The sequence below is a fragment of the Flavobacterium defluvii genome (assembly GCF_900129555.1).
Taxonomy (GTDB): domain Bacteria; phylum Bacteroidota; class Bacteroidia; order Flavobacteriales; family Flavobacteriaceae; genus Flavobacterium; species Flavobacterium defluvii.
In genome coordinates, this window is record NZ_FQWC01000003.1 from 194,106 (window position 1) to 215,459 (window position 21,354).

General features: G+C 35.0%; 18 protein-coding genes. 12 read left to right on the top strand and 6 right to left on the bottom strand.

The window, feature by feature from the left end:
- The 3 genes from BUC29_RS08435 (at position 1) to BUC29_RS08445 (ending at position 2,758) form a co-directional block, all read left to right on the top strand.
- A complete protein-coding gene (locus BUC29_RS08435) occupies positions 1–783 on the top strand; it encodes an enoyl-CoA hydratase/isomerase family protein (protein ID WP_073415280.1) in 783 nt (260 codons plus the stop codon).
- Between the two features lie 180 nt (positions 784–963).
- Complete coding sequence (locus BUC29_RS08440; RefSeq protein ID WP_073415282.1) at positions 964–1,362, top strand: hypothetical protein; 399 nt, start codon at positions 964–966, stop codon at positions 1,360–1,362.
- Between the two features lie 154 nt (positions 1,363–1,516).
- The gene (locus BUC29_RS08445; protein ID WP_139260447.1) at positions 1,517–2,758 is read left to right on the top strand and encodes a hypothetical protein; all 1,242 of its coding nucleotides are present in this window, start codon (positions 1,517–1,519) and stop codon (positions 2,756–2,758) included.
- A 69-nt stretch (positions 2,759–2,827) separates the two neighbouring features.
- Here the strand turns inward: BUC29_RS08445 and BUC29_RS08450 are convergent, their stop codons facing one another.
- The 3 genes from BUC29_RS08450 to BUC29_RS08460 form a co-directional block, all read right to left on the bottom strand.
- A complete protein-coding gene (locus tag BUC29_RS08450; RefSeq protein ID WP_073415286.1) occupies positions 2,828–3,481 on the bottom strand; it encodes a metal-dependent transcriptional regulator in 654 nt (217 codons plus the stop codon).
- 109 nt (positions 3,482–3,590) lie between these two features.
- Entirely contained in the window at positions 3,591–5,459 is a 1,869-nt protein-coding gene (locus tag BUC29_RS08455; RefSeq protein WP_073415288.1) for an Nramp family divalent metal transporter, read from the bottom strand.
- Between the two features lie 74 nt (positions 5,460–5,533).
- Positions 5,534–5,926 carry a Fur family transcriptional regulator gene (locus BUC29_RS08460; RefSeq protein WP_073415290.1) on the bottom strand — a complete coding sequence of 131 codons (393 nt, stop codon included), beginning with the start codon at positions 5,924–5,926 and terminating at the stop codon, positions 5,534–5,536.
- A 95-nt stretch (positions 5,927–6,021) separates the two neighbouring features.
- Here BUC29_RS08460 and BUC29_RS08465 point away from each other — a divergent pair, with 95 nt between their 5' ends.
- From BUC29_RS08465 to BUC29_RS08495, 7 genes are all read left to right on the top strand, one after another.
- Positions 6,022–6,375, top strand: coding sequence for a MerC domain-containing protein (locus BUC29_RS08465; protein WP_073415292.1), 354 nt, complete (start codon positions 6,022–6,024; stop codon positions 6,373–6,375).
- 10 nt (positions 6,376–6,385) lie between these two features.
- A complete protein-coding gene (locus BUC29_RS08470; protein ID WP_073415294.1) occupies positions 6,386–7,291 on the top strand; it encodes an NAD(P)/FAD-dependent oxidoreductase in 906 nt (301 codons plus the stop codon).
- 279 nt (positions 7,292–7,570) lie between these two features.
- Positions 7,571–9,832 (top strand): TonB-dependent receptor, encoded by a 2,262-nt coding sequence (locus tag BUC29_RS08475; RefSeq protein WP_073415296.1) that lies wholly within the window; start codon positions 7,571–7,573, stop codon positions 9,830–9,832.
- A gap of 194 nt (positions 9,833–10,026) precedes the next feature.
- Positions 10,027–10,491: a thioredoxin family protein gene (locus BUC29_RS08480; protein WP_073415298.1), complete on the top strand. Its 465-nt coding sequence runs from the start codon at positions 10,027–10,029 to the stop codon at positions 10,489–10,491.
- 17 nt (positions 10,492–10,508) lie between these two features.
- Entirely contained in the window at positions 10,509–11,684 is a 1,176-nt protein-coding gene (locus tag BUC29_RS08485) for a lycopene cyclase family protein (RefSeq protein ID WP_073415300.1), read from the top strand.
- Positions 11,685–12,016: 332 nt separating this feature from the next.
- Entirely contained in the window at positions 12,017–12,448 is a 432-nt protein-coding gene (locus BUC29_RS08490) for an ArsR/SmtB family transcription factor (protein WP_073415310.1), read from the top strand.
- A gap of 128 nt (positions 12,449–12,576) precedes the next feature.
- A complete protein-coding gene (locus tag BUC29_RS08495; RefSeq protein ID WP_073415980.1) occupies positions 12,577–12,987 on the top strand; it encodes a BrxA/BrxB family bacilliredoxin in 411 nt (136 codons plus the stop codon).
- A gap of 404 nt (positions 12,988–13,391) precedes the next feature.
- Here BUC29_RS08495 and BUC29_RS08500 read toward each other — a convergent pair whose 3' ends face one another.
- Genes BUC29_RS08500 through BUC29_RS08510 form a run of 3 tightly spaced genes read right to left on the bottom strand, consistent with a single transcriptional unit; the run spans position 13,392 to position 19,057 of the window.
- Positions 13,392–14,756 (bottom strand): efflux transporter outer membrane subunit, encoded by a 1,365-nt coding sequence (locus BUC29_RS08500; RefSeq protein WP_073415311.1) that lies wholly within the window; start codon positions 14,754–14,756, stop codon positions 13,392–13,394.
- Positions 14,753–17,899, bottom strand: coding sequence for an efflux RND transporter permease subunit (locus BUC29_RS08505; RefSeq protein ID WP_073415312.1), 3,147 nt, complete (start codon positions 17,897–17,899; stop codon positions 14,753–14,755). Before BUC29_RS08505 ends, BUC29_RS08500 begins: the two co-directional genes overlap by 4 nt.
- Positions 17,900–17,902: 3 nt before the next feature.
- The gene (locus BUC29_RS08510; RefSeq protein ID WP_073415982.1) at positions 17,903–19,057 is read right to left on the bottom strand and encodes an efflux RND transporter periplasmic adaptor subunit; all 1,155 of its coding nucleotides are present in this window, start codon (positions 19,055–19,057) and stop codon (positions 17,903–17,905) included.
- A 270-nt stretch (positions 19,058–19,327) separates the two neighbouring features.
- On the opposite strand from BUC29_RS08510, the gene trhO reads away from it, so the two are divergent.
- Together trhO and tnpA are read left to right on the top strand one after the other, a co-directional pair.
- Entirely contained in the window at positions 19,328–20,686 is a 1,359-nt protein-coding gene (gene trhO / locus BUC29_RS08520) for an oxygen-dependent tRNA uridine(34) hydroxylase TrhO (protein ID WP_073415314.1), read from the top strand.
- A gap of 25 nt (positions 20,687–20,711) precedes the next feature.
- Positions 20,712–21,155 carry an IS200/IS605 family transposase gene (tnpA, locus tag BUC29_RS08525; RefSeq protein WP_073415315.1) on the top strand — a complete coding sequence of 148 codons (444 nt, stop codon included), beginning with the start codon at positions 20,712–20,714 and terminating at the stop codon, positions 21,153–21,155.
- Positions 21,156–21,354: the final 199 nt, after the last annotated feature.

The window sequence follows — 21,354 nt, forward strand, 5'->3', positions numbered from 1 at the left end:
ATGAACTACGAAAATATCTTAATTTCTATTGAGGAAAAAGCTGCTACCATAACTATAAACAGACCTTCAAAACTGAATGCTTTAAACAAAGCAACAATCAGCGATTTGAGTAATGCGCTAAACTTATTAGCTAAAAGCGATGAGGTACGTGTTATTATTTTAACAGGAAGCGGTGAAAAAGCTTTTGTAGCCGGAGCAGATATTTCGGAATTTGCAAATTACAGCGTTGTTGAAGGCGCGCAATTAGCATCTGAAGGGCAAGAAACATTATTTGATTTTATAGAAAATCTTAAAAAACCGGTTATTGCAGCAATTAATGGTTTTGCTCTTGGCGGCGGACTAGAATTAGCGATGGCATGTCATTTCAGAGTTGCTTCAGATAATGCAAAAATGGGACTGCCGGAAGTAACTTTAGGATTAATTCCGGGTTATGGAGGAACACAGCGTTTACCACAATTAGTTGGAAAAGGCCGTGCCATGGAAATGATTATGACTGCCGCGATGATTTCTGCAGATGAAGCAAAACAATACGGTCTGGTAAATCATGTTGTGCCGCAGGCAGAACTTTTATCATTTACAAATGTAATCGCTCAAAAAATTATTAAAAATGCTCCGTTTGCAATAGGTAAAGCCATAAAAGCAATCAATGCCAATTTTAAAGACGGCAAAAACGGATTTGATACAGAAATTAAATCCTTCGGAAAATGTTTCGGGACGCAGGATTTTAAAGAAGGAACAACAGCGTTTTTAGAAAAACGTAAACCAGAATTTACAGGAAAATAATTTTTTTTAACCGCAAAGTTCGCTAAGAGTTGCGCAAGGTTCGCAAAGTTTAAATTTTCCTTGTGTTCTTTGCGAAAAAACTTTGCGACCTTTGCGGTAAAATTATAGACAAAGGTTGTAAAACCTTAGTCCCGATAGCTATCGGGATAGCATCTCAAAACCTTAGAAACTTTAAAAAAAATGTACGAACCAATATTTGCCCTTTTTTGTGAACGAGTTAAAGAAAGTATTCAAGCTGGAACTTTCGCAAAACTTACTTTGGCTAAAACGATGGGCGATACCGAAATCAAAAACATTTATTTCAGATTGGTTTTAAATGAAGATAATACTTTTTCGATCTCATTAACTTCACGTTATAAGACTGAAGAAATCGAAAGCATTCATACTTTAGATGAAGCTTTACTGGTTTTGGGAACTTACATCAAAAAACCGTTTTTAACCGCACTTTTATTTACAACGAATGAAGATGTTACCTTCAAAGTAAATAAGAAGAATGCAGGAAGTATTATTGAGCAACCACCGACCTTTAAAAATGCTTCTCCGGTAATGCTGGAAATGATTGAGAAGGGGATTGTTTAGCAATCTTCTTCGTCTAAATAAAAAATTAAACCCGTAAAGACTGAATAGTTTTTACGGGTTTTTTATTGGCTTTTCTTAATACTATTCAAATGTCTACGGGTACATGAAACTAAGGAGCGGAAGTAATTTTGCAAAAATTTACAAAGTTTTTAAAATGAAAGAATATAGAATAAAAAAAAGAGTTAGACTATCAGTGTATGTTTTTGCTTCATTAGCAATAGTATTATACGGAGGTTTAACAATTGCGCTTATAATACCTCCCTTTAATACAATTACAGAAGAAATGCATCAAGCAATGCCAGGTTTATGGCTGACAGGATTGTTTCTTGCGATGGTTATTTTAATGATTGTTTCAATAATTTCTACAAAAAAAAGAAAAATCATTCTTGCGGATAAGTCTGTAATTTCAATTGGTTTATGGGGAAAAAGGGAGCTTAAATTTGCGGATATAAAAGGTTTTCGATTAGATAGAAACCCGAAATACCCTCAAATTAAGAATTTAGTTATTGAGCCTATTGAAAGAAAAATGAAAAGTATTAATATTGGTTTTTTTCTTAAAGATATGGATGATTTAAAGTCTAGTTTAGATTCTAAATTAAAAGACTTAGACGCAGACAAGAGTATAGCTTTAGAGCAAAAGTATAAGCGAGAAGAACAAGAAATACTTCAAAATAATGATTTTGGGTTTACGATTGAAGAAAGAGAAGAAAAGCTAAAAAAAGCCCATTTATTTGTAAAAGTACTAAACAGCATAACTGCTATTGTTGTTGTGTGGTTGTTTTTCTATCCAAGACCTTATAAATATGCGGTAATTGCTTGTGTTTCTTTACCATTAATAGGTTTTTTGTCGGTAAAATTTTGGAAAGGCTTAATTCAAATTGATGTTGAAAAAGGTAGTGTATATCCAACGGTAGTGTTTCCTATATTATTTCCAGGATTGATTCTTGGCTTAAGAGTCATGTTGGATTTTTCAATAGAGAATTACACTAACATTTGGATTCCGGCAATAGTAATTTCATTTATATATGCTGCACTTGTAATTATAAGCAGCAAAAAAATGTCATTTAAAAATGCCAAAGCTTATTTCTCAATATTAAGTTATGTTGTTTTTGGATTTCTTTATGGGTACAGTACTGTTGTAGCTACAAATTGCGTGTTTGATCATTCAGAGCCAAAAGTGTTTGCTTCAGAAGTTCTTAGTAAAACCATAAACGAAAGCCGTAAAAGCACAACATATTATTTGAATCTCTCTCCGTGGGGAGAAAAGACTGAGGCAGAGAAAATTTCTGTCGATAGTGATTTATATAATAACATTCAGACTGGTGATGAAGTTTCAGTATATCAATTTAAAGGGAGGTTCAATATTCCGTGGGTTGTTGTCGATTATGCGAGATAAGAGTATTATTAAAATGAAAAATCCGCTAGATTTATTAAATCTGGCAGATTTTTTTAAATTGTATTTTCACTAAACCAGCTTCACAAACAAATTAGAAGCAATTTTATTAGAAATAGACAATTCCTTTTCATTCACTTTGATTTTTACCGATAAATCGAAAGATTCTTTAGAAAGAAATTCGATTTTAGAACCCAAAGCAATTCCTTGTTTGTCCAGATATTTCAAAAAATCAGAAGAAGTATCTTTTACGCCAACGCAAACTCCGGTTTGGTTTTCCGATAATTCAGAAAGTAATTGTTTTTCAATCTTAATAATTCGGCCGTTTGCATCTGGAATTGGGTCGCCATGCGGATCTTCAGTTGGATTTCCAAGGAAATCATCTAAACGGTTAATCAATTGCTCTGATTTAATATGTTCTAACTGCTCTGCAATATCATGAACTTCGTCCCAGCTGAAATTTAACTTCTCAACCAAAAACACTTCCCATAAACGATGTTTTCTCACGATCATTTTGGCTGCCAGTTTTCCGTTTTCGGTTAAAGAAACACCTTGGTATTTTTTATAATTAACCAAATCCTTTTCTGCCAGCTTTTTAAGCATATCTGTAACCGAAGAAGCTTTTGTTTCCATTATTTCGGCAATAGCATTTGTGCTTACTTCCGTTTCCAAAGCAGCGGTTAAGTGGTATATCGATTTAAGGTAATTTTCTTCTGAAAAAGTCATTTTTTTTCTTTTGAGGTTCTAAGATTCTAAGGAGCTGAGGTTCTAAGGTTTTGTTCTAAAGCTTTCAAGAGAAACCTTAGCATCTTAGCAACTCAGTACCTTAGCACCTTTATTTAACAATCAACAAAGGTATTGAAATTTTATGTCTCAGTTTATCTACCGTTGTGCCAAAAAGAATATCTTTCAATCCAGTGTGGCCGTGGGTTCCCATTACCAAAATATCAAAAAGACCGTTGTTAATGATTTCCGGAATTATTTTGTTGGGTTTTCCAAAACCAAGTTCTGTTTCGATATTAAATCCTTTTTCCGAAAGCATTTCTTTGTATTCTAACAATAGTTTTTCATCAATCGTAGTTTCATGATCGTGAATGTGAATTCCATACATTAAAGCACCAACAGTTTCAACAATGTGTATAAGTGTGTATTTGGCTTCCATTCCGCCTAATTCGAAAGCATGGTTAAGAGCAGCTTCATCGGCATGAGAAAAATCAACAGAGACGGCAATATTTTTTACTTCCTGAGTTTTCTTTTGAGAAAAATGAAGTTTCAGGTTATGTGGAGAATGATTTATAGTTTTTGATTTGGCTTTGGCAATAAAAGGTTTAAAAATAATGTAAAGCAGTAAACCTAAAAAACCAAAGGCAAGCGGAACAACTGTAAGCCACAAAATTACAGGATGATTTGAACTTGCAAGCCAAGACGTAATTTCATCATAAACTAATTTCGCATTCAATGAAACAATTATCGAAGCAATAATCCAGGAAACAACCTGCGTAGTTCTGGAAATATGAAATCCGTTCATTTTTGATTTGTCGCTTACAAAGTGAATCAACGGAATAATCGCAAATCCTAATTGTAAACTCAAAATAACCTGACTGAGAATCAAAAGTTTTCCAGTTACGCTTTCGCCATAAATCCAAATAACGATCAAAGCCGGAACAATCGCAATCAAACGCGTAATGATTCGGCGTACCCAGGGCTGAATTCTAAGATGTAAGTAACCCTCCATAACAATTTGACCTGCAAGGGTTCCGGTAACGGTAGAACTTTGTCCTGCAGCAATTAAAGCAACGGCAAATAATACGGGTGCCCATTTGGTTCCTAAAAGCGGTTCAAGAAATTTATGGGCGTCCTGAATTTCGGCAACTTCAAACATTCCGTTTTTGTGGAAAGTAGCAGCGGCCAGAATTAATATAGCTGCATTTACAAAGAAAGCCAGATTAAGAGCAATTGTAGAATCTATAAAATTGTATTTTAAAGCTTGTTTGATTCCTGCCGGTGTTCTGTCAAATTTTCTGGTTTGTACCAAAGAAGAGTGCAGGTAAAGATTGTGTGGCATTACAGTGGCTCCAATAATACCTATTGCGATATATAAAGCAGCCGAATTTGGAATAGAAGGAACAAGTCCCGCAATGATTTTAGAAACTTCTGGTTCAGCAAAAATCATTTCAAAAATAAAAGAAAAACCAATTATCGCAACAAGAGCAATAATAAAAGCTTCCATTTTGCGAATTCCTTTGTTGATTAAGAACAAGAGAATGAAAGTATCCAAAACCGTAATCAAAACTCCTTCAAAAAGCGGAATTCCAAATAAGAGATTAATTCCAATCGCCATTCCAAGAACTTCTGCCAAATCACAGGCGGCAATGGCAATTTCAGCAAGAAAATATAAAATGTAGTTAATGAATTTTGAATAGGTTTCTCTGGATGCCTGTGCAAGATCACGCTGCGTAACAATTCCAAGTCTTGCGCTTAAACTCTGCAAAAGCAAAGCCATTAAGTTACTCATAAGTAAAACCCAGACTAAAGTATAGCCAAACTGGCTTCCACCGGCAATATCAGTTGCCCAGTTTCCGGGATCCATATAACCTACGCTAACTAAATATGCCGGACCTAAAAAGGCTAATATTTTCCTGAAACCTGTTTTTTTATGTTCTGTAGAAACTGATTCGTGTACTTCTTCTAATGATTTGGTCATTTCTAAAATATTGATTTACCAAATATATAGAAAAATTACATTCGCTCAACAATATTTTTAGACAAGTCTAAAACTTAAATGTTAGAATTTAAACATTTTGGACATAAACCTGAAAGGGTAAAATTAATCTCATTTACTTTATAATTATGAGGCATAATATAACTCGGTTTTACTGTTTCGAGACACGTTATTTCATTACAGTTTTCGCAGCTAAAATGGGCATGGTTATGAATGTGTACTTTTTGATGTGAATGATTGCATTTTGCATATTTTACTGTTCCGTCCTGATTTGATATTTTATGAATAATATCGTCGTTTAACAGACGATCCAGAATTCTATAAATGGTAACGCGGTCGCAGATATCGTTCAATTGTTTTTGAATTTCGGTGTGAGACAGTGCGGTTTTAGATTTCTCAAAAACCTCTAAAACGGCTGTCTTTGCTGTAGTGTTACGTGTAGTTTTCATTTTATTTTTGAATTAAAAAAATTAACGCAACAATGTTGCTTTTGTTTTTATTGTGTATATTTGCAACAACATTGCATTAAACAAATGTACAAGAAATGAAGAAAATAACCTCGTCCTTTTACGATATTTTAGGAATTTCAAGCGCAACGATCTGTCTGGTTCATTGTTTGATTTTTCCACTTTTAACGATTCTCCCTTTTGGCTTATCTCACAATCCAATTATCGATCTGTTATTTGCTTCAATAGGTTTATTTGCCGTTATCAAAATTACGAAAAAATCAAATCTTTTGGTTTCGTCAATTTTGATTGTTTCGATGGGTTTAATCTGGATAAGTATTTTGACAGATTTGTTTTTAGAAATTCATTTGGAGCTGATTTATTTCGGCGGAATCGGAATGATCGTTGGGCATTTAATTAATTACAAATTACACAAAAAACAAAATCATTAAAACATTCATTATGGAACAAAAGAATTTTGATGTGATTATCATTGGCGGAAGCTACAGCGGATTATCTGCAGCAATGAGTTTGGGACGTGCGCTGCGTCAGGTTTTAATTATTGACAGCGGTTTGCCTTGCAACAGACAAACGACGCATTCTCATAATTTTATTACACAGGATGGAGAAAAGCCCGCTGTTATTTCGGCGAAAGCCAAATTACAAGTCGATCTTTATAAAACAGTTCATTTTTATAGCGGACTTGCTGTAAAAGCTGTCAAAAAAGATAACGGATTTGAAATCTTAACAGAATCTGGAGAAGTTTTCAATTGCAGAAAAGTTCTGTTTGCAACCGGAGTCAAAGATTTGTTTCCGGAAATAAAAGATTTTGAAAATTGCTGGGGAATTTCTGTTCTGCATTGTCCGTATTGTCATGGTTATGAAGTTAAAAATGAAAAGACGGCGATTATTGCTAATGGCGAAATGGGATTTGAATATGCAAAACTGATTTCGAATTGGACAAAAGACTTACGATTATGTACGAATGGAAAATCGGAATTAACATTAGAACAAACTGAAACACTTAACAAACACGGTGTTCAAATTTTTGAAGAAGAAATAGATTCTTTTGAAAATCAAGATGGATATGTTCAAAATATAATCTTGAAAAATCAGGAAAAAATTACTGTAAAGGCAATTTATGCGAAACCACCTTTTGAGCAGCATTGTCCAATTCCTGAGACTTTGGGATGCGATATAAATGAACAAGGCTTATTAAAAGTTGATGCGATGCAAAAAACAAATGTTGCCGGTGTTTATGCAAGTGGTGATTGCACAACCCAAATGCGATCTGTGGCAATTGCGGTTTCTACAGGATCTTTTGCCGGAGCTGTAATCAATAAAGAACTTACTGATGAGGATTTTTGAAGTTTATAAAGTTTAAATAGCCCCTAGCTTCAGCTAGGGGAATTAGATTTGAATCGAAACGGGGCTTTAGCCTAATTGAATCAGTTTGGCTAAAGCCCTTTTGGTTTCGTTTATATTTTCATCCAGCTAAAGCTGGACGCTATTGAAAATTTTATTTGTTTTTAATCTTATAAATAGAAATATAACATATTGACATATTTTAAGTTATAAATTTCCAAATTTAAAATCATTATTTGTCAAATTTAATTTTTAGTTTTGTCTAAATTTAATTTTACCACGATGAAAAATTCAATTTGGATATTGATATTGTTTAATTTACAGTTTTGTTTTGCCCAACAGACTTCAAAAATATCAGGTTTTGTTTCAGGCAACGGACAAAAAATACAAGCCGCGAATGTTCAATTAGTAGGAACAAATCAAAAAACAGTTTCAGATAGTTTGGGTTATTATATTTTTGAAAATGTTACTGGCGAAAATGGAAAGATTCAGGTAACTTCGGCAGGATTCAAACCAGTAACTCAAAGATTTTCAATTATAAATGGACAAGATTTAAGTCTTGATTTTGATTTAGAAGACAATGAAAACCAACTTAATGAAGTTGTAGTTTCAGGAACTTTAAAACCGGTAAAACGTTTGGAAAGCGCCGTTCCGGTTGAGGTTTATTCTCCGGTTTTCTTCAAAAAAAATCCAACTCCGAGTATTTATGATGCACTGCAAAATATAAACGGCGTTCGGCCGCAGCTCAATTGTGGTGTTTGTAACACAGGAGATATTCATATAAATGGACTTGAAGGGCCATACACTTTAGTTATGATTGATGGAATGCCAATTGTAAGCAGTCTTTCGACGGTTTATGGTTTATCGGGAATTCCGAATTCATTGGTAGAAAGAATAGAAATTGTAAAAGGTCCCGCATCTTCTCTTTACGGAAGTGAAGCTGTTGGAGGATTAATCAACATTATTACCAAGAACCCTACAAATGCTCCAATGTTTTCTGCAGATTATTTTACAACGACTTATCTCGAAAACAATCTTGATTTGGGAATGAAGTTTAATGTTGGTAAAAAAACGATTTCTCTTTTAGGCGTAAATTACTTTAATTACGATCAGGTTATTGATAAAGACAAAGACAATTTTACCGATGTTACGCTTTCTGACCGTATCTCGGTTTTTAATAAATGGAATTTTCAGCGAAATGATAATCGTCTTTTTACGATTGCAGCGCGCGGAATGTATGAAGATCGCTGGGGAGGAGACGTTCGCTGGGAGAAAAAATACAGAGGAGGAGATGAAATTTATGGCGAAAGTATTTATACCAAAAGAGGAGAATTAATAGGAAGTTATCAATTGCCATTTGAAGAAAAACTAATGCTTTCTTTTTCTGGAAATGTGCATTATCAAGACAGTCGATACGGAACGACATCTTATATCGCGAATCAAAAAATCGGATTTTTGCAATTAACCTGGGACAAAAAAATAGGAAGAAATGATATATTGGCTGGAGCTGCAGCCCGATACACTTATTATAACGATAATACTACGGCAACAAAAAACCCCGAAAAAACATGGCTCCCGGGAATTTTTGTCCAGGACGAAATTACATTTTCTCCAAAAAGTCAGGTATTGCTTGGAGCGCGTTACGATTATAACTCAATTCACGGTTCTATTTTTACACCAAGATTTGCATATCGTTTCAAAGCAAATGAAAATACAATTTTCCGATTAAATGCCGGAACAGGATTTAGGGTTGTGAATTTGTTTACCGAAGATCACGCTGCTTTGACAGGTTCAAGAGATGTAATAATCAAAAACGACTTAAAACCGGAACAATCTGTAAATGTAAATTTGAATTATATTCAGAAAATAAACTTTGGAAATGGAACTTTTATGGGAATTGAAACGACGGCTTTTTATACCCGTTTCAGCAATAAAATCATTTCAGATTATGAAACAGATCCTAATAAAATTATTTATGATAATATTGATGGATATGCTTTAAGTCAGGGAATAAGTATCAATATTGATCTTAATTTTCCATCGGGTTTAAAATTTATTATTGGTGCAACGTTTTTAGACAATAAAAATGTTCAGGACGAAATTTCAGAAAGACCTTTTCTAACCGAAAATTTCACCGGGACCTGGAGCGTTTCATATAAAATTGAACCTTGGAATTTATTGTTGGATTATACCGGAAATGTTTACAGTCCGATGAAATTACCTTTGCTGAACGAATATGATCCAAGAAATCCAAATTCACCCTGGTACAGTATTCAAAATATTCAGTTTACCTATACAGGCTGGAAGAACTTTGAAATTTACGGCGGCATCAAAAATTTACTGAACTTTACTCCAAAACAGAATAATCCATTTTTGATTTCAAGAACAAACGATCCTTTCGACAAAAATGTACAATACGATTCAAATGGAAAAGTCATGGTAACACCAGATAATCCATACGGATTGACTTTTGATACTACCTATGTTTATGGGCAAAATCAAACGATTCGAGGTTTTTTGGGATTGCGATATACTTTGAAATAATGGCAAATGATAAGTAAACTGGACTGAAGTCCAGCTTTACAAAATAGTTCGTTCCGTTGGAACTTAAAGAGCCATAGGCTCGATTTAGCTTGTAGAGCTGGACTTCAGTCCAAGTTTAATGATATGAAAATTTTATATAGTCGAATCTATAATTATTTTAATCCGTGAAATCTGCGGCAAAAAAATAAAATAAAATGAAAAAGCTACTTCTACTAATCGTCTTCCTCTTAATAACTTCAACAGCATTCTGCCAATTACAAAGCAGAACTTTTGAAGAAATAGACAGCTTGCAGCAAATTCAAAGACGAAAAATCATCGTTTTTATTCATACTAATTGGTGTCAGTTTTGTCAGCGAATGAAAACTACGACTTTTAAAAATCAGGAAATCATCGAAAAACTGAACTCTAATTTTTATTTTATTGATTTTAATGCCGAAGAAAAACGAGATATTACTTTTCATAATCAGACTTTTAAATACAAACCTTCGGGAAGTAATGTCGGCGTTCACGAATTGGCTTTGCAGCTAGGAACGATCAATAATCAAATTGTATATCCGGTTTTATGTGTTTTGAATGAGCAAAACGAAATCATCTTTCAGTATTCCAACTATTTATCGCCAAAGGACTTTAAAGTGCTTTTGGAAAATTTGGAAAAATAAATTTCTTATTTTTGAGAATGAATTCTTCGCAAATTAAACATTTCGATTACATTTTTACAGGAACAGGACTAGCATCTTTGATGACAGTTTATAAAATGATTTTATCTGAGAAATTTACAGATAAGTCTATTTTGCTTTTAGATCAGGATTTAAAAAAAACAAATGACAGAACCTGGTGTTTTTGGGAAAAACAAGAATCAGCCTGGAATTCTGTTATTTTTAAAAAATGGGATTTGGCTTTATTTGCCAATCAAAATTTCAAACGCCATTTGGCGTTAAAGCCTTATAAATACAATCAAATAAATGGAATTGATTTTTATAATTTCGTTTTTACATCACTTTCCAAACATTCGAATATTACTTTTCTAAACGAAAAAGTAACCGATATCAACGAACTCGAAACTCATGTTTTTGTTGGTACAGAAGAAAATCGATACACTTGCAATTATTTATTCAATAGTATTTATACTAAGGCTTTCGCCGAAAGTCAAACCAAATATCCTGTTTTACAGCAGCACTTTATGGGCTGGTTTGTAAAAACTGAAAAAGAGGTTTTTAATCCCGAAGAAGTTACTTTCATGGATTTTTCGGTAGAACAAAAAGAAAATACAAGATTTATGTATGTTTTACCAATTTCAAAAACTGAAGCTTTGGTCGAATATACGTTGTTTTCGGAAAAACTTCTTCCAAAAACTGAATACGAAAACGAGATTCAGATTTATTTGCAACAACTTGGTGCAAATCAATTTAAAATTCTCGAAAAAGAGCAGGGAAGTATCCCGATGACAAGTTATCCGTTTTGGAAAAAAAATACCAAAAGAGTTTTAAATATTGGAACTGCCGGAGGATGGACAAAAGCAAGTACAGGTTATACTTTTAAAAACTCCGATAAAAAATCTTCACAACTCATCGAATTTCTTCAACAAGAAGACTTCAAGATGAAGGATTTTCATAAAAAAAATCGGTTTTGGTTTTACGATTTATTGCTTTTAGATATTCTTTATCATCACAATGAATTAGGAAACAGCATTTTTTCATCTTTATTTAAAAAAGGAAATCCAAATTTGATTTTCAAGTTTTTAGATGAAGAAACCAATTTGGTTGAAGATTTAAAAGTCATTTTAAAATGTCCAAAAACACCATTTTTAAAAGCGTTATTTAGAGTTGTTTTCTTTCAAAATAAATTAACTTAAAACCGACAGCAGAATACCAACGGCATATTTTTCTTTGTTTGAACCAGCATATTACTTTATAGACTTTGGTTTGTAGAGCATAGAAGATGTTTCGAAAGGGTTTTCAATCAATGAAGACGATACGATTAATGAAACCTATCTTTATCAAGTTTGGTAAATAATACTTCACTCTCAAATTTATTTTAGAAAATGTCTTATTCTTCTGTTTTAATAACTTTTTAAGGAGTTAGAAAAACGTGTTAACATTTAGATTTGCTGATTCAAAAAATCCTGTCAAATCAGGATAAGTCTAATATAATCGGTTATTCACGATAAAAAAATAATGCAAATTTATGGGCGTTGCAAAGAACTTAAAATTTGATATAGAAACAGAAGTAATAGGAAAAATATGCAAAGCACTTGGACATCCTGTCCGAATTCAGATTATGACACTCCTATGGAAAAGAGATAACAGAACGTGTGGTGAAATTGTTGAATTAATTCCGCTGGCACAATCTACAATATCAAAACATTTATTAGAGTTGAAAAAAGCAAATCTGGTCAATGTAAAATACGAAGGAAAAAAAACAATTTATTCTATAGAAGCAGATAATATAGAAATTCTTAAAAAATATGCCTCCAATTACCTTTCGACTATCAAAATTTCTGAACAGGATAAATCAACAGTTTTAACAACCCGATATAAAATAAGAGCCAGAAACAGCCATTTAAAACAATACAATTATCAATTTCCAGATAAAAAAATGAATAGGGAAGCTGTCTAGATATTTAAAAAATGTTGGATCTAAAAATTAATATTGTACTATAACAAAACTTTATACTTCAAATTAACTAGTTGCGAGTAAACTTTGTAACTTTGCAGTTCAAAAGTAAAATTTTAAAAGACAAAAATATGTATCCACTAGACATGGTAAAACCAATGGAAGCTGAATTAACAGCTGCAGGTTTTCAAGATTTACATAGTGCCGAAGCTGTTGAGAATGCTATCAAAGCTGAAGGTACCACTTTAGTTGTTGTGAACTCTGTTTGCGGGTGCGCTGCAAGAAATGCACGTCCGGGAGCAAAAATGAGTTTAGAAGGAGCTAAAAAACCAGATCACCTTATTACAGTTTTCGCTGGTGTCGACAAAGAAGCTGTTGATGCTGTAAGACAACATATGTTCCCATTTCCTCCATCTTCCCCATCTATGGCTTTATTCAAAAACGGAGAATTGGTACACATGTTAGAGCGTCACCACATCGAAGGACGTCCAGCTGAAATGATCGCTGAGAATTTGCAGGATGCGTTTAACGAGTTTTGTTAATTTTTTTTAAGGTGCTAAGGTTCTGAGTTGCTGAGGTTCTAAGGTTTTAGATACAAAGTGACAAAGGTACAGAGTTACAAAGATTAAAAAAGGGTTGTTTCATTTATGAAACAACCCTTTTTCTTTTATATAAATGTTCCGTAGGAACATCTCGTCGGTAGAAAAATTATATTGTTATATTTGTTTTACGTTCCGTAGGAACGTTTGAGATTATTGAATTCATTAAAAAACGATGTCAAAACCAGACGTTCCTACGGAACGTAAAATGTGGACAATCGCAATTTTTTCTACCAACGAAACATTCCTACGGAATGATAGCGTTATGTATAAGTGCAAAATCGATACTTTTTTATTAAGAATTCAGAGAAACCTTTGTCCCTCTGTCCCTTTGAACCTCAAAAAAATTAATTCCATCCCCCGCCGAGTGCTTTATACAACTGAACCATAGAACTCAATTGTTTTTGGGTTAACTGCGAAAGGCTTAACTGCGCTTCAAACAAGGATCTTTGTGCGTCAAGAACTTCTAAGTACGAAACATAACCGTTGTAATATCTCGCATTCGATAAATCATAGTTTTTTTGCGCAGCAACAACTTGTCGGTTTCTGGCTGTCCATTCTTCTTTGAACATAGCTGTGTTTTGAAGAGAGTTTTCAACCTCTGCAATAGCAGTTAAATATGTTTTCTGAAAGTTGAATTTCATTTCCTCGGCTAACTTTCTGTTGTAATCTACACGGCGTTTGTTTTTTCCGAAATTGAAAATCGGTCCAGTAATGCCACCGCCAGCATTTTGTATATAAGAGCCATCATTAAACAAATCACTAATCATAATGTTGGTAAAACCAGCAATTGCAGAAATATTAAATGATGGATATCGCATCGCCTGTGCAACGCCAATTCTTTCAAAAGAAGCTCTATATAAATATTCCTGACGTTTGACATCGGGTCTGTTTTCTAATAAAGCCGATGGAACAGAAGTTGGAAACTCAGTCAAAATTAACAATTCGCTATTGGTTTTTCCTCTCGGAATCGCTTGTGGAACTTGTCCAATCAAAACTGAAATAGCATTTTCTAAAGCCGTAATTTGTCTTTTGATTAAAGGAATATTCGCTTCGGCAATAGCAACCTGCTGTTCAATCTGCACTTTATCCAATTCGGCAACATAACCGCTTATAAAACGTTCGTTGATAATATCGTAAGCCTTTTGTCTGGTTTCTAAAGTGTGAGTTGTAATTTCAAGCTGATTATCAAAATCACGCAATTCAAAATAAGAAATAGCTATTGCACTTACAATATTCGACAAAACTACTTTTCGTGCTTCATCCGAAGCTAAAAGTTCATTTTGTAAAGCTTTGGTCTGATGACGGTATTTCCCCCAAAAATCTAGTTCCCACGACATATTTGCAAAAGCCGATGAAGGCTGCATGACAGTTTCTGCACTATTAACCTGACCAGAATATTGAAATGCAGGGAATAAATCGGCTTTTGCCATTCCGAGATTGGCCTGAACTTGTTCTAAACGTGCTATTGCAATTTTAAGATCATAATTGTTCTGAATTCCGTTTTCAATCAGACTAATTAAGACATCATCGTTAAATATCGATGACCATTTTATCGTAGTTACCGATTTGGTAGTATCTGCTGGCTGACTGCTATATCGAAATGAATCTGTCTGAGGCTGTTCTGGTTTGGTATACTTTGGCCCAACCATACATCCGAAAGGAAAAACTACGATAAAAAATAATGCCAGAAGTATCTTTAGAGTTTTCATTTTTCTTCAGTTTTAGGTTCATCGGTTTCCTCGGTTTTTTTCTTTCCGAATGTTTCAATAAAAACAAACAACACAGGAATCAAACAAACTCCCAAAATGGTCGCAACGAGCATGCCACTAAAAACAGTCATTCCCATAACCTTTCTGGCCTGAGCTCCGGCTCCAGTTGCAGTTAACAACGGAACAACCCCTAAAATGAAAGCAAAAGCAGTCATCAAAATAGGACGGAAGCGCAGTTTTGCGGCGTACAAAGCAGCATCTTTTGCGGGCATTCCTTTTTCATATTCTTCTTTCGCAAATTCTACAATCAGAATCGCATTTTTGGCAGCGAGTCCAATCAACATTACGAGTCCAATTTGAGCAAAAACATTATTTACATAATCAGGACTTAGCAATCGACAAATGTATAAACCAAGAAAAGCTCCAAAAACGGCAAAAGGTGTTCCGAGTAAAACGCTGAAAGGCAGTTTCCAGCTTTCGTATTGAGCCGCAAGAATTAAAAACACGAAAAGCAATGCCATTAAGAAAACAGTATTTCCTTTTCCTTCCGCTTGTTTTTCCTGATAACTCATGTTTGCCCATTCGTAACCCATACCTGCGGGAAGTACTTTTGCAGCGGTTTCTTGTAAAGCAGTCATGGCTTGGGCCGAAGTAAATCCGGGAGCGGGAGTTCCGCCAATTTCGGCAGCACGATACAAATTGAAACGAGTTGTAAATTCAGGTCCGCTTACTTTTCTGATTGTGGCAATACTCGTAATCGGAATCATTTTGTTGTCTTTACTCCGAACAAATATTTTATTAATGTCTTCGGGATTTACAGTATAACTCGGATCGGCCTGAAGCAATACAATATATTGTCGACCAAATTTATTGAACTCGTTAATATATTGTCCTCCTAAACTGGCTCCAATGGCAAGATTTACATCAGATAATGAAAGATTAAGTTCGGTAACTTTTTCCCTATCAATGTCCAAACTAATTTGCGGGACATTCGGATTAAAAGTCGTTCGAATCGTTCCAATTTCGGGTCGCTTTTTGGCTTCTGCCATGAATTGCTGTGCATTTGCAAAAAGATACTGCGGTGTATTTCCTTCCCGATCCTGTAGCATCATAGAGAATCCCGCGGCATTTCCAATTCCAGTAATTGGAGGTGGACCAAAGGCAAAAACGGTGGCTTCGGGAATTCCGAAAACCACTTTTCCGTTGACTTCTTTTAAAATCTGAAAAACATCTTGTTCGCGTTCTTTCCATTCTTTTAAAGCGACAAAGAAAAATCCATTGTTGGTCGCCACCGAGTTTTTTATTAAACTAAATCCGGCAACCGAAGTATAATATTCAACACCTTGATTTTGAGATAAAATATGTTCTACTTTCTGAATCACTTTTCCTGTTCTTTCTAAAGAAGAAGCACCGGGAAGTTCAATGTTTACAAACATATAGCCTTGATCTTCTTCGGGTACAAAACCGCCAGGAATTTTCCCTCCCAACAGAATAATCGCTCCAACGATAATTCCGATGAAGATTAAGCTTCGGGCGGTTTTTTTAATTAGAAAACCTGAAAAGCCAGTATATCTGTTGGTGAATTTTCCAAACTTATCATTAAACCATTTAAAGAATTTTCCGAGCCAGCCTTTTGCTTCCTGATTGGGTTTTAATAAAAGAGAACATAAAGCCGGACTTAAAGTTAACGCACTTAATGCAGAGAAAATCACAGATATAGCAATTGTAATAGCAAATTGCTGATACAATCTTCCCGTAATTCCGGGCGTTAAAGCTACGGGAATAAATACGGCGGTTAATACAATCGCAATGGCAATTACAGGTCCAGAAACTTCTTTCATCGCCTGATTGGTGGCTTCTCGGGGAGACATTCCCTGTTCGATATGATGCATTACGGCTTCTACAACCACAATGGCATCGTCAACGACAATTCCAATTGCCAATACTAATCCTAAAAGGGAAAGTACATTGATGGAAAATCCGAGTAACGGAAAAAGCATAAAAACTCCGATTAGTGATACAGGAACGGTTAAAAGCGGAATTAAAGTCGCTCGCCAGTTTTGAAGGAAGATAAAAACCACGATAATTACCAGAATAATCGCTTCGACCAAAGTGTGCATGATTTCGTTGATACCTTCAGAAATGGCAAGAGTCGTATCTAAAGAAACACGGTATTTTAAATCCTGCGGAAATCTTTTGCTAAGTCTTTCAATGGTATTTTTTACATTTTCCGCCACTTCCAATGCATTCGAACCCGGCATTTGTTTGATTCCGATTGTTCCGGCAGGGTTTCCGTTTAATTTGGCAATCGAGGCATAACTTTCTGTTCCTAAAGTTACCGTTCCAACATCTTTTAAACGAACCTGCTGATTGCTGATATTCGATTTTAAAATAATATTTTCAAAATCTTCCGGATTGACCAAACGGTCTTTCAGCATAACATTATAAGTAAACTCATTATTCTCAGTTGCCGGCGGAGCACCAAATTTTCCTCCGGGCGCAATAGCATTTTGATCTTGAATGGAGCGAATGATATCAGGAACGGTTAGATTGTATTTGGCCATAATATCGGGCTTGACCCAAATTCGCATGGCATAATTACTTCCTCCGTAAAGGGTAACTTCTCCAACTCCTTTGATACGTGCCAAAGCATCTACAATGTTGATATTGGCATAATTAGTCAGGAAGTTTCCATCGAAAGTTTTGTTGGGAGAATATAAGGATAAAATCAGCATGGGCATTGAGAGCGACTTTTTGGTCGTAACTCCCGTTGTTTTTACGTCATTTGGAAGTTTATTGGTCGCTTCGTTAACTCGGTTTTGGGTCAGCATAGTGGCGTTATCCAGATCGGTTCCCATGTCGAAGGTAATGTTAAGCGTCATACTTCCATCACCTGTATTGGTAGATTGCATGTAAAGCATGTTTTCAACTCCATTTACCTTTTGCTCGATTGGTGTGGCAACTGCCTGCTCAACATTCAGGGCATTGGCACCACGATAACTCGTGGAAACTTGTACCAAAGGCGGTGCAATTTCCGGATATTGGGCAATAGGAGTCGAAAGGACAGAAAGACCTCCAATTAAAACAATGAAAATGGAGAGAACAATAGCTACTATTGGTCTGCGTACAAAGAAATTATCCATAATCTAGTTGTTTAGAGATGATGCAATCTGCTTTTTATCTTTGTCGGCAACATAAGGAACCGGAACAACGGTTGATCCGGGCTGAATAAACTGATTACCAATAATGGCTACTTTTTCGTCGGGTTTTAAACCTTTGGTAATGATCCAGTCGACACCAATTTTCTGACCGACTTCGACCATTCGGGTTTGAATGGTGTTTTTATCGTCAATTATAGAAACCTGAAAAAGTCCCTGAATTTCAGTTACGGCTTTTTGTGGAATCACTATAGCATCTTTTTGAGTGCGAATTAAAACACGGACTTTTGCAAATTGTCCTGATCGTAAAGTTCCTTCGGGATTTGGGAACTGCGCTTCAATAGTCACAGTTCCGGTTGTGGGATCTATTTTAGTGTCAGAGAAATTGAGACTTCCTTTGTATGGATGGGTACTTCCGTCTGAAAGTATTAAAGAAAGATCAGTAATACGTTCTCCGGCTTTGACCTGCTTTTGGTATCGTAAATAATCGGATTCGCTAACTGTAAACTGAACTCTTACTTTTTCTAATTTGGAAACGGTATTGAGTTTTGCATCATTTCCAATTCGGGTAATATAATCTCCTAATCGGGCATTCGAAAGTCCGATTACACCATCAATTGGAGATCTGATGTCGCAGTAGCTTCTTTCAATCTGCTGATTTCTTAAACTGGCCTGTACACTGTTGAGGTTGGATCGTGCGGCTTTGTCTTTCGCGACAGCGGCATCTAATTCACGTTTACTGACTGCATTCATATCAGCAAGCGGACGGATTCTTTTTAATTCTTCTTCGGCATTTACCAAATTACTTTGAGCGCCGGCAACTTGTCCGCGAACCTGCTCTACTTTGGTATCATATTCTAACGGGTCGATGGTATATAAAAGCTGGCCTTTTTTGACTCTCTGGCCTTCTTTAAAATGAATTCCGGTGAGAATACCATCAACTCTTGCGATTAATTCAATGTCTAAATCTCCAAAAGTCTGTCCTGCAAAATCTTTATAAATGGGGACATCTTCACTTTTGACCGTAACAAAAGGAGCCTGCATTGGAGGAGGTGCTTTGGGCTGTTCTTTTTTGCAGGAAGTAAATAAGGTTAAAAGAATGAAGAGGGGAAGGATTGGTTTTGGTAGTTTTAAAGCATTCATGATCATAAATGTTAAAATTATACCACATAAATTTAAGAAAATTTTATAACGAATTGATAAACAGTGTTTGTTTTTTGTTTTTGCAACAAAGTTGCGAATGCAATCTAAAAGAAAAGCTCTATTTAAATGAACTTGAATCTCTTATATGGTTTCAGAAATCAGCCATTTTTATTGTTTTTAAAATTGAAAAGAAAGCCTTACCTTTGCGCCCGAATTTATTCCAGTTATAGATTCCTAATTATTTATTCTTAACTTAAAACTGTTTATAGCATGCAACTGTATAACACTTTAAGCGCGGAAGAAAGAGCCATCATGATCGATGATGCCGGTAAACAACGACTAACGTTGTCTTTCTATGCGTATGCCAAAATTCAAGATCCACAAAAATTTCGTAACGATTTATTCATTGCCTGGAATGCACTAGATGCATTGGGAAGAATTTATGTTGCCCATGAAGGAATTAATGCTCAGATGAGTGTTCCTGCCGAAAATTTTGAAGCTTTTAGAGAAACTCTTGAAGCTTACGACTTCATGAAAGGCATACGATTGAATGTTGCTGTAGAACAAGACGATCATTCTTTTTTAAAATTGACCATCAAAGTGCGACACAAAATCGTTGCTGACGGTTTAAACGACGAGACTTTTGATGTTACCAATATTGGTGTTCACTTAAAAGCCAAAGAATTCAACGAAATCCTTGATGATCCAAATACTATTGTGGTAGATTTTAGAAATCACTACGAAAGTGAAGTTGGACATTTTAAAGGCGCGATTACTCCAGATGTGGAGACTTTCAGAGAGAGTTTGCCAATTATCAACGAACAGCTTAAAGATCACAAAGACGATAAAAATCTGGTAATGTATTGTACTGGAGGAATCCGTTGCGAAAAAGCTAGTGCGTATTTCAAACACCACGGTTTCAAAAATGTTTATCAATTGGAAGGCGGAATTATTAATTACGCTAAACAATTGAAAGAAGAAGGTTTAGAAAGCAAATTCATTGGTAAAAATTTCGTATTTGATAATCGTCTGGGTGAAAGAATTACAGATGATATTATTTCGCAATGCCATCAATGCGGAAAACCTTGCGACAATCATACCAACTGTGAGAATGACGGTTGTCATCTATTGTTTATTCAGTGTGACGATTGTAAAGCGGCAATGGAAAACTGCTGTTCTACAGAATGTTTAGAGATTATCCATATGCCTTTGGTAGATCAGGTTCGTTTAAGAACTGGAAAACAAGTTGGAAATAAAGTATTCAGAAAAGGAAAATCTGAAAATCTTAAATTCAAACATTCAGGTGAACTGCCAGAAACTGCTTTGGCAACAGCTCAAAAGCCAGCTGATATCCGTCAGAAAATAAAAGTAAAGAAAGTACTTCTTGGAAAAGCAGAACATTATTATGTAAAAGCACAAGTTGGACAGTTTACTATCGAAAACCAGGAGTTAAACAGTGGTGATAAAATTTTAATTTCTGGTCCAACTACTGGAGATCAGGAAATGATTTTGAATAGAATTATCGTTAATGGAGCAGAAACTCAAACTGCTAAAATTGGTGATAAGGTTACTTTTGAGGTTCCTTTTCGTATTCGTTTGTCAGATAAATTGTATAAAATTGTAAATTAGCGGTTTTTTAAAACCCTAATTTACAATGTCACATTCTTTTTCCAAATTATGGATTCACGCCATTTGGGCGACTAAAAATCGTCAGGAATTAATTGATTTTTCAATTGAGAAAAACGTGCATGATTATATTCACGATGAATTAATTGAGTTGGATTGCCCTGTTAGAATCATTAACGGAATGACTGACCACATACATGTTTTATTTTTATTAAATCCGAAAAAATCTCTATCAGATGTAATTCGTCAGGCAAAAGGAGGATCTTCTCATTGTATAAATGGAGTAAATCTAATTCCTGAAAAATTCGCGTGGCAAACTGGTTACGCAGCTTTTGCAGTAAGCGAATCTCAGCTTGATGCTGTTTATAATTATATAAAAAATCAAAAGCAGCATCACCTCAAAAAGAACGGACAACAGGAATTTGAAGAGTTTGTAAAACTACACGGGTTTGAAAATTCAACCAATATATAGACAAAAATACCACAATAAAATATAAACATAGCCCACGGTTTCAACCGTGGGTACACAATGCAAATCCTTAACGTTGCATAACAATACGTTTCCCACGGTTGAAACCGTGGGCTATGTTTGATAAAGATTGCGCAACGGTTAAAGATATTGCCCACGGTTTCAACCGTGGGTACACAATGTGAATCTACAACGTTACGTA

Excerpts from the sequence above, each read along its gene's own strand:
- BUC29_RS08435 (WP_073415280.1), top strand. The coding sequence starts at position 1 with ATGAACTACGAAAATATCTTAATTTCTATTGAGGAAAAAGCTGCTACC.
- BUC29_RS08440 (WP_073415282.1), top strand. The coding sequence starts at position 964 with ATGTACGAACCAATATTTGCCCTTTTTTGTGAACGAGTTAAAGAAAGT.
- BUC29_RS08445 (WP_139260447.1), top strand. The coding sequence starts at position 1,517 with ATGAAAGAATATAGAATAAAAAAAAGAGTTAGACTATCAGTGTATGTT.
- BUC29_RS08450 (WP_073415286.1), bottom strand. The coding sequence starts at position 3,481 with ATGACTTTTTCAGAAGAAAATTACCTTAAATCGATATACCACTTAACC.
- BUC29_RS08455 (WP_073415288.1), bottom strand. The coding sequence starts at position 5,459 with ATGACCAAATCATTAGAAGAAGTACACGAATCAGTTTCTACAGAACAT.
- BUC29_RS08460 (WP_073415290.1), bottom strand. The coding sequence starts at position 5,926 with ATGAAAACTACACGTAACACTACAGCAAAGACAGCCGTTTTAGAGGTT.
- BUC29_RS08465 (WP_073415292.1), top strand. The coding sequence starts at position 6,022 with ATGAAGAAAATAACCTCGTCCTTTTACGATATTTTAGGAATTTCAAGC.
- BUC29_RS08470 (WP_073415294.1), top strand. The coding sequence starts at position 6,386 with ATGGAACAAAAGAATTTTGATGTGATTATCATTGGCGGAAGCTACAGC.
- BUC29_RS08475 (WP_073415296.1), top strand. The coding sequence starts at position 7,571 with ATGAAAAATTCAATTTGGATATTGATATTGTTTAATTTACAGTTTTGT.
- BUC29_RS08480 (WP_073415298.1), top strand. The coding sequence starts at position 10,027 with ATGAAAAAGCTACTTCTACTAATCGTCTTCCTCTTAATAACTTCAACA.
- BUC29_RS08485 (WP_073415300.1), top strand. The coding sequence starts at position 10,509 with ATGAATTCTTCGCAAATTAAACATTTCGATTACATTTTTACAGGAACA.
- BUC29_RS08490 (WP_073415310.1), top strand. The coding sequence starts at position 12,017 with ATGGGCGTTGCAAAGAACTTAAAATTTGATATAGAAACAGAAGTAATA.
- BUC29_RS08495 (WP_073415980.1), top strand. The coding sequence starts at position 12,577 with ATGTATCCACTAGACATGGTAAAACCAATGGAAGCTGAATTAACAGCT.
- BUC29_RS08500 (WP_073415311.1), bottom strand. The coding sequence starts at position 14,756 with ATGAAAACTCTAAAGATACTTCTGGCATTATTTTTTATCGTAGTTTTT.
- BUC29_RS08505 (WP_073415312.1), bottom strand. The coding sequence starts at position 17,899 with ATGGATAATTTCTTTGTACGCAGACCAATAGTAGCTATTGTTCTCTCC.
- BUC29_RS08510 (WP_073415982.1), bottom strand. The coding sequence starts at position 19,057 with ATGAATGCTTTAAAACTACCAAAACCAATCCTTCCCCTCTTCATTCTT.
- trhO (WP_073415314.1), top strand. The coding sequence starts at position 19,328 with ATGCAACTGTATAACACTTTAAGCGCGGAAGAAAGAGCCATCATGATC.
- tnpA (WP_073415315.1), top strand. The coding sequence starts at position 20,712 with ATGTCACATTCTTTTTCCAAATTATGGATTCACGCCATTTGGGCGACT.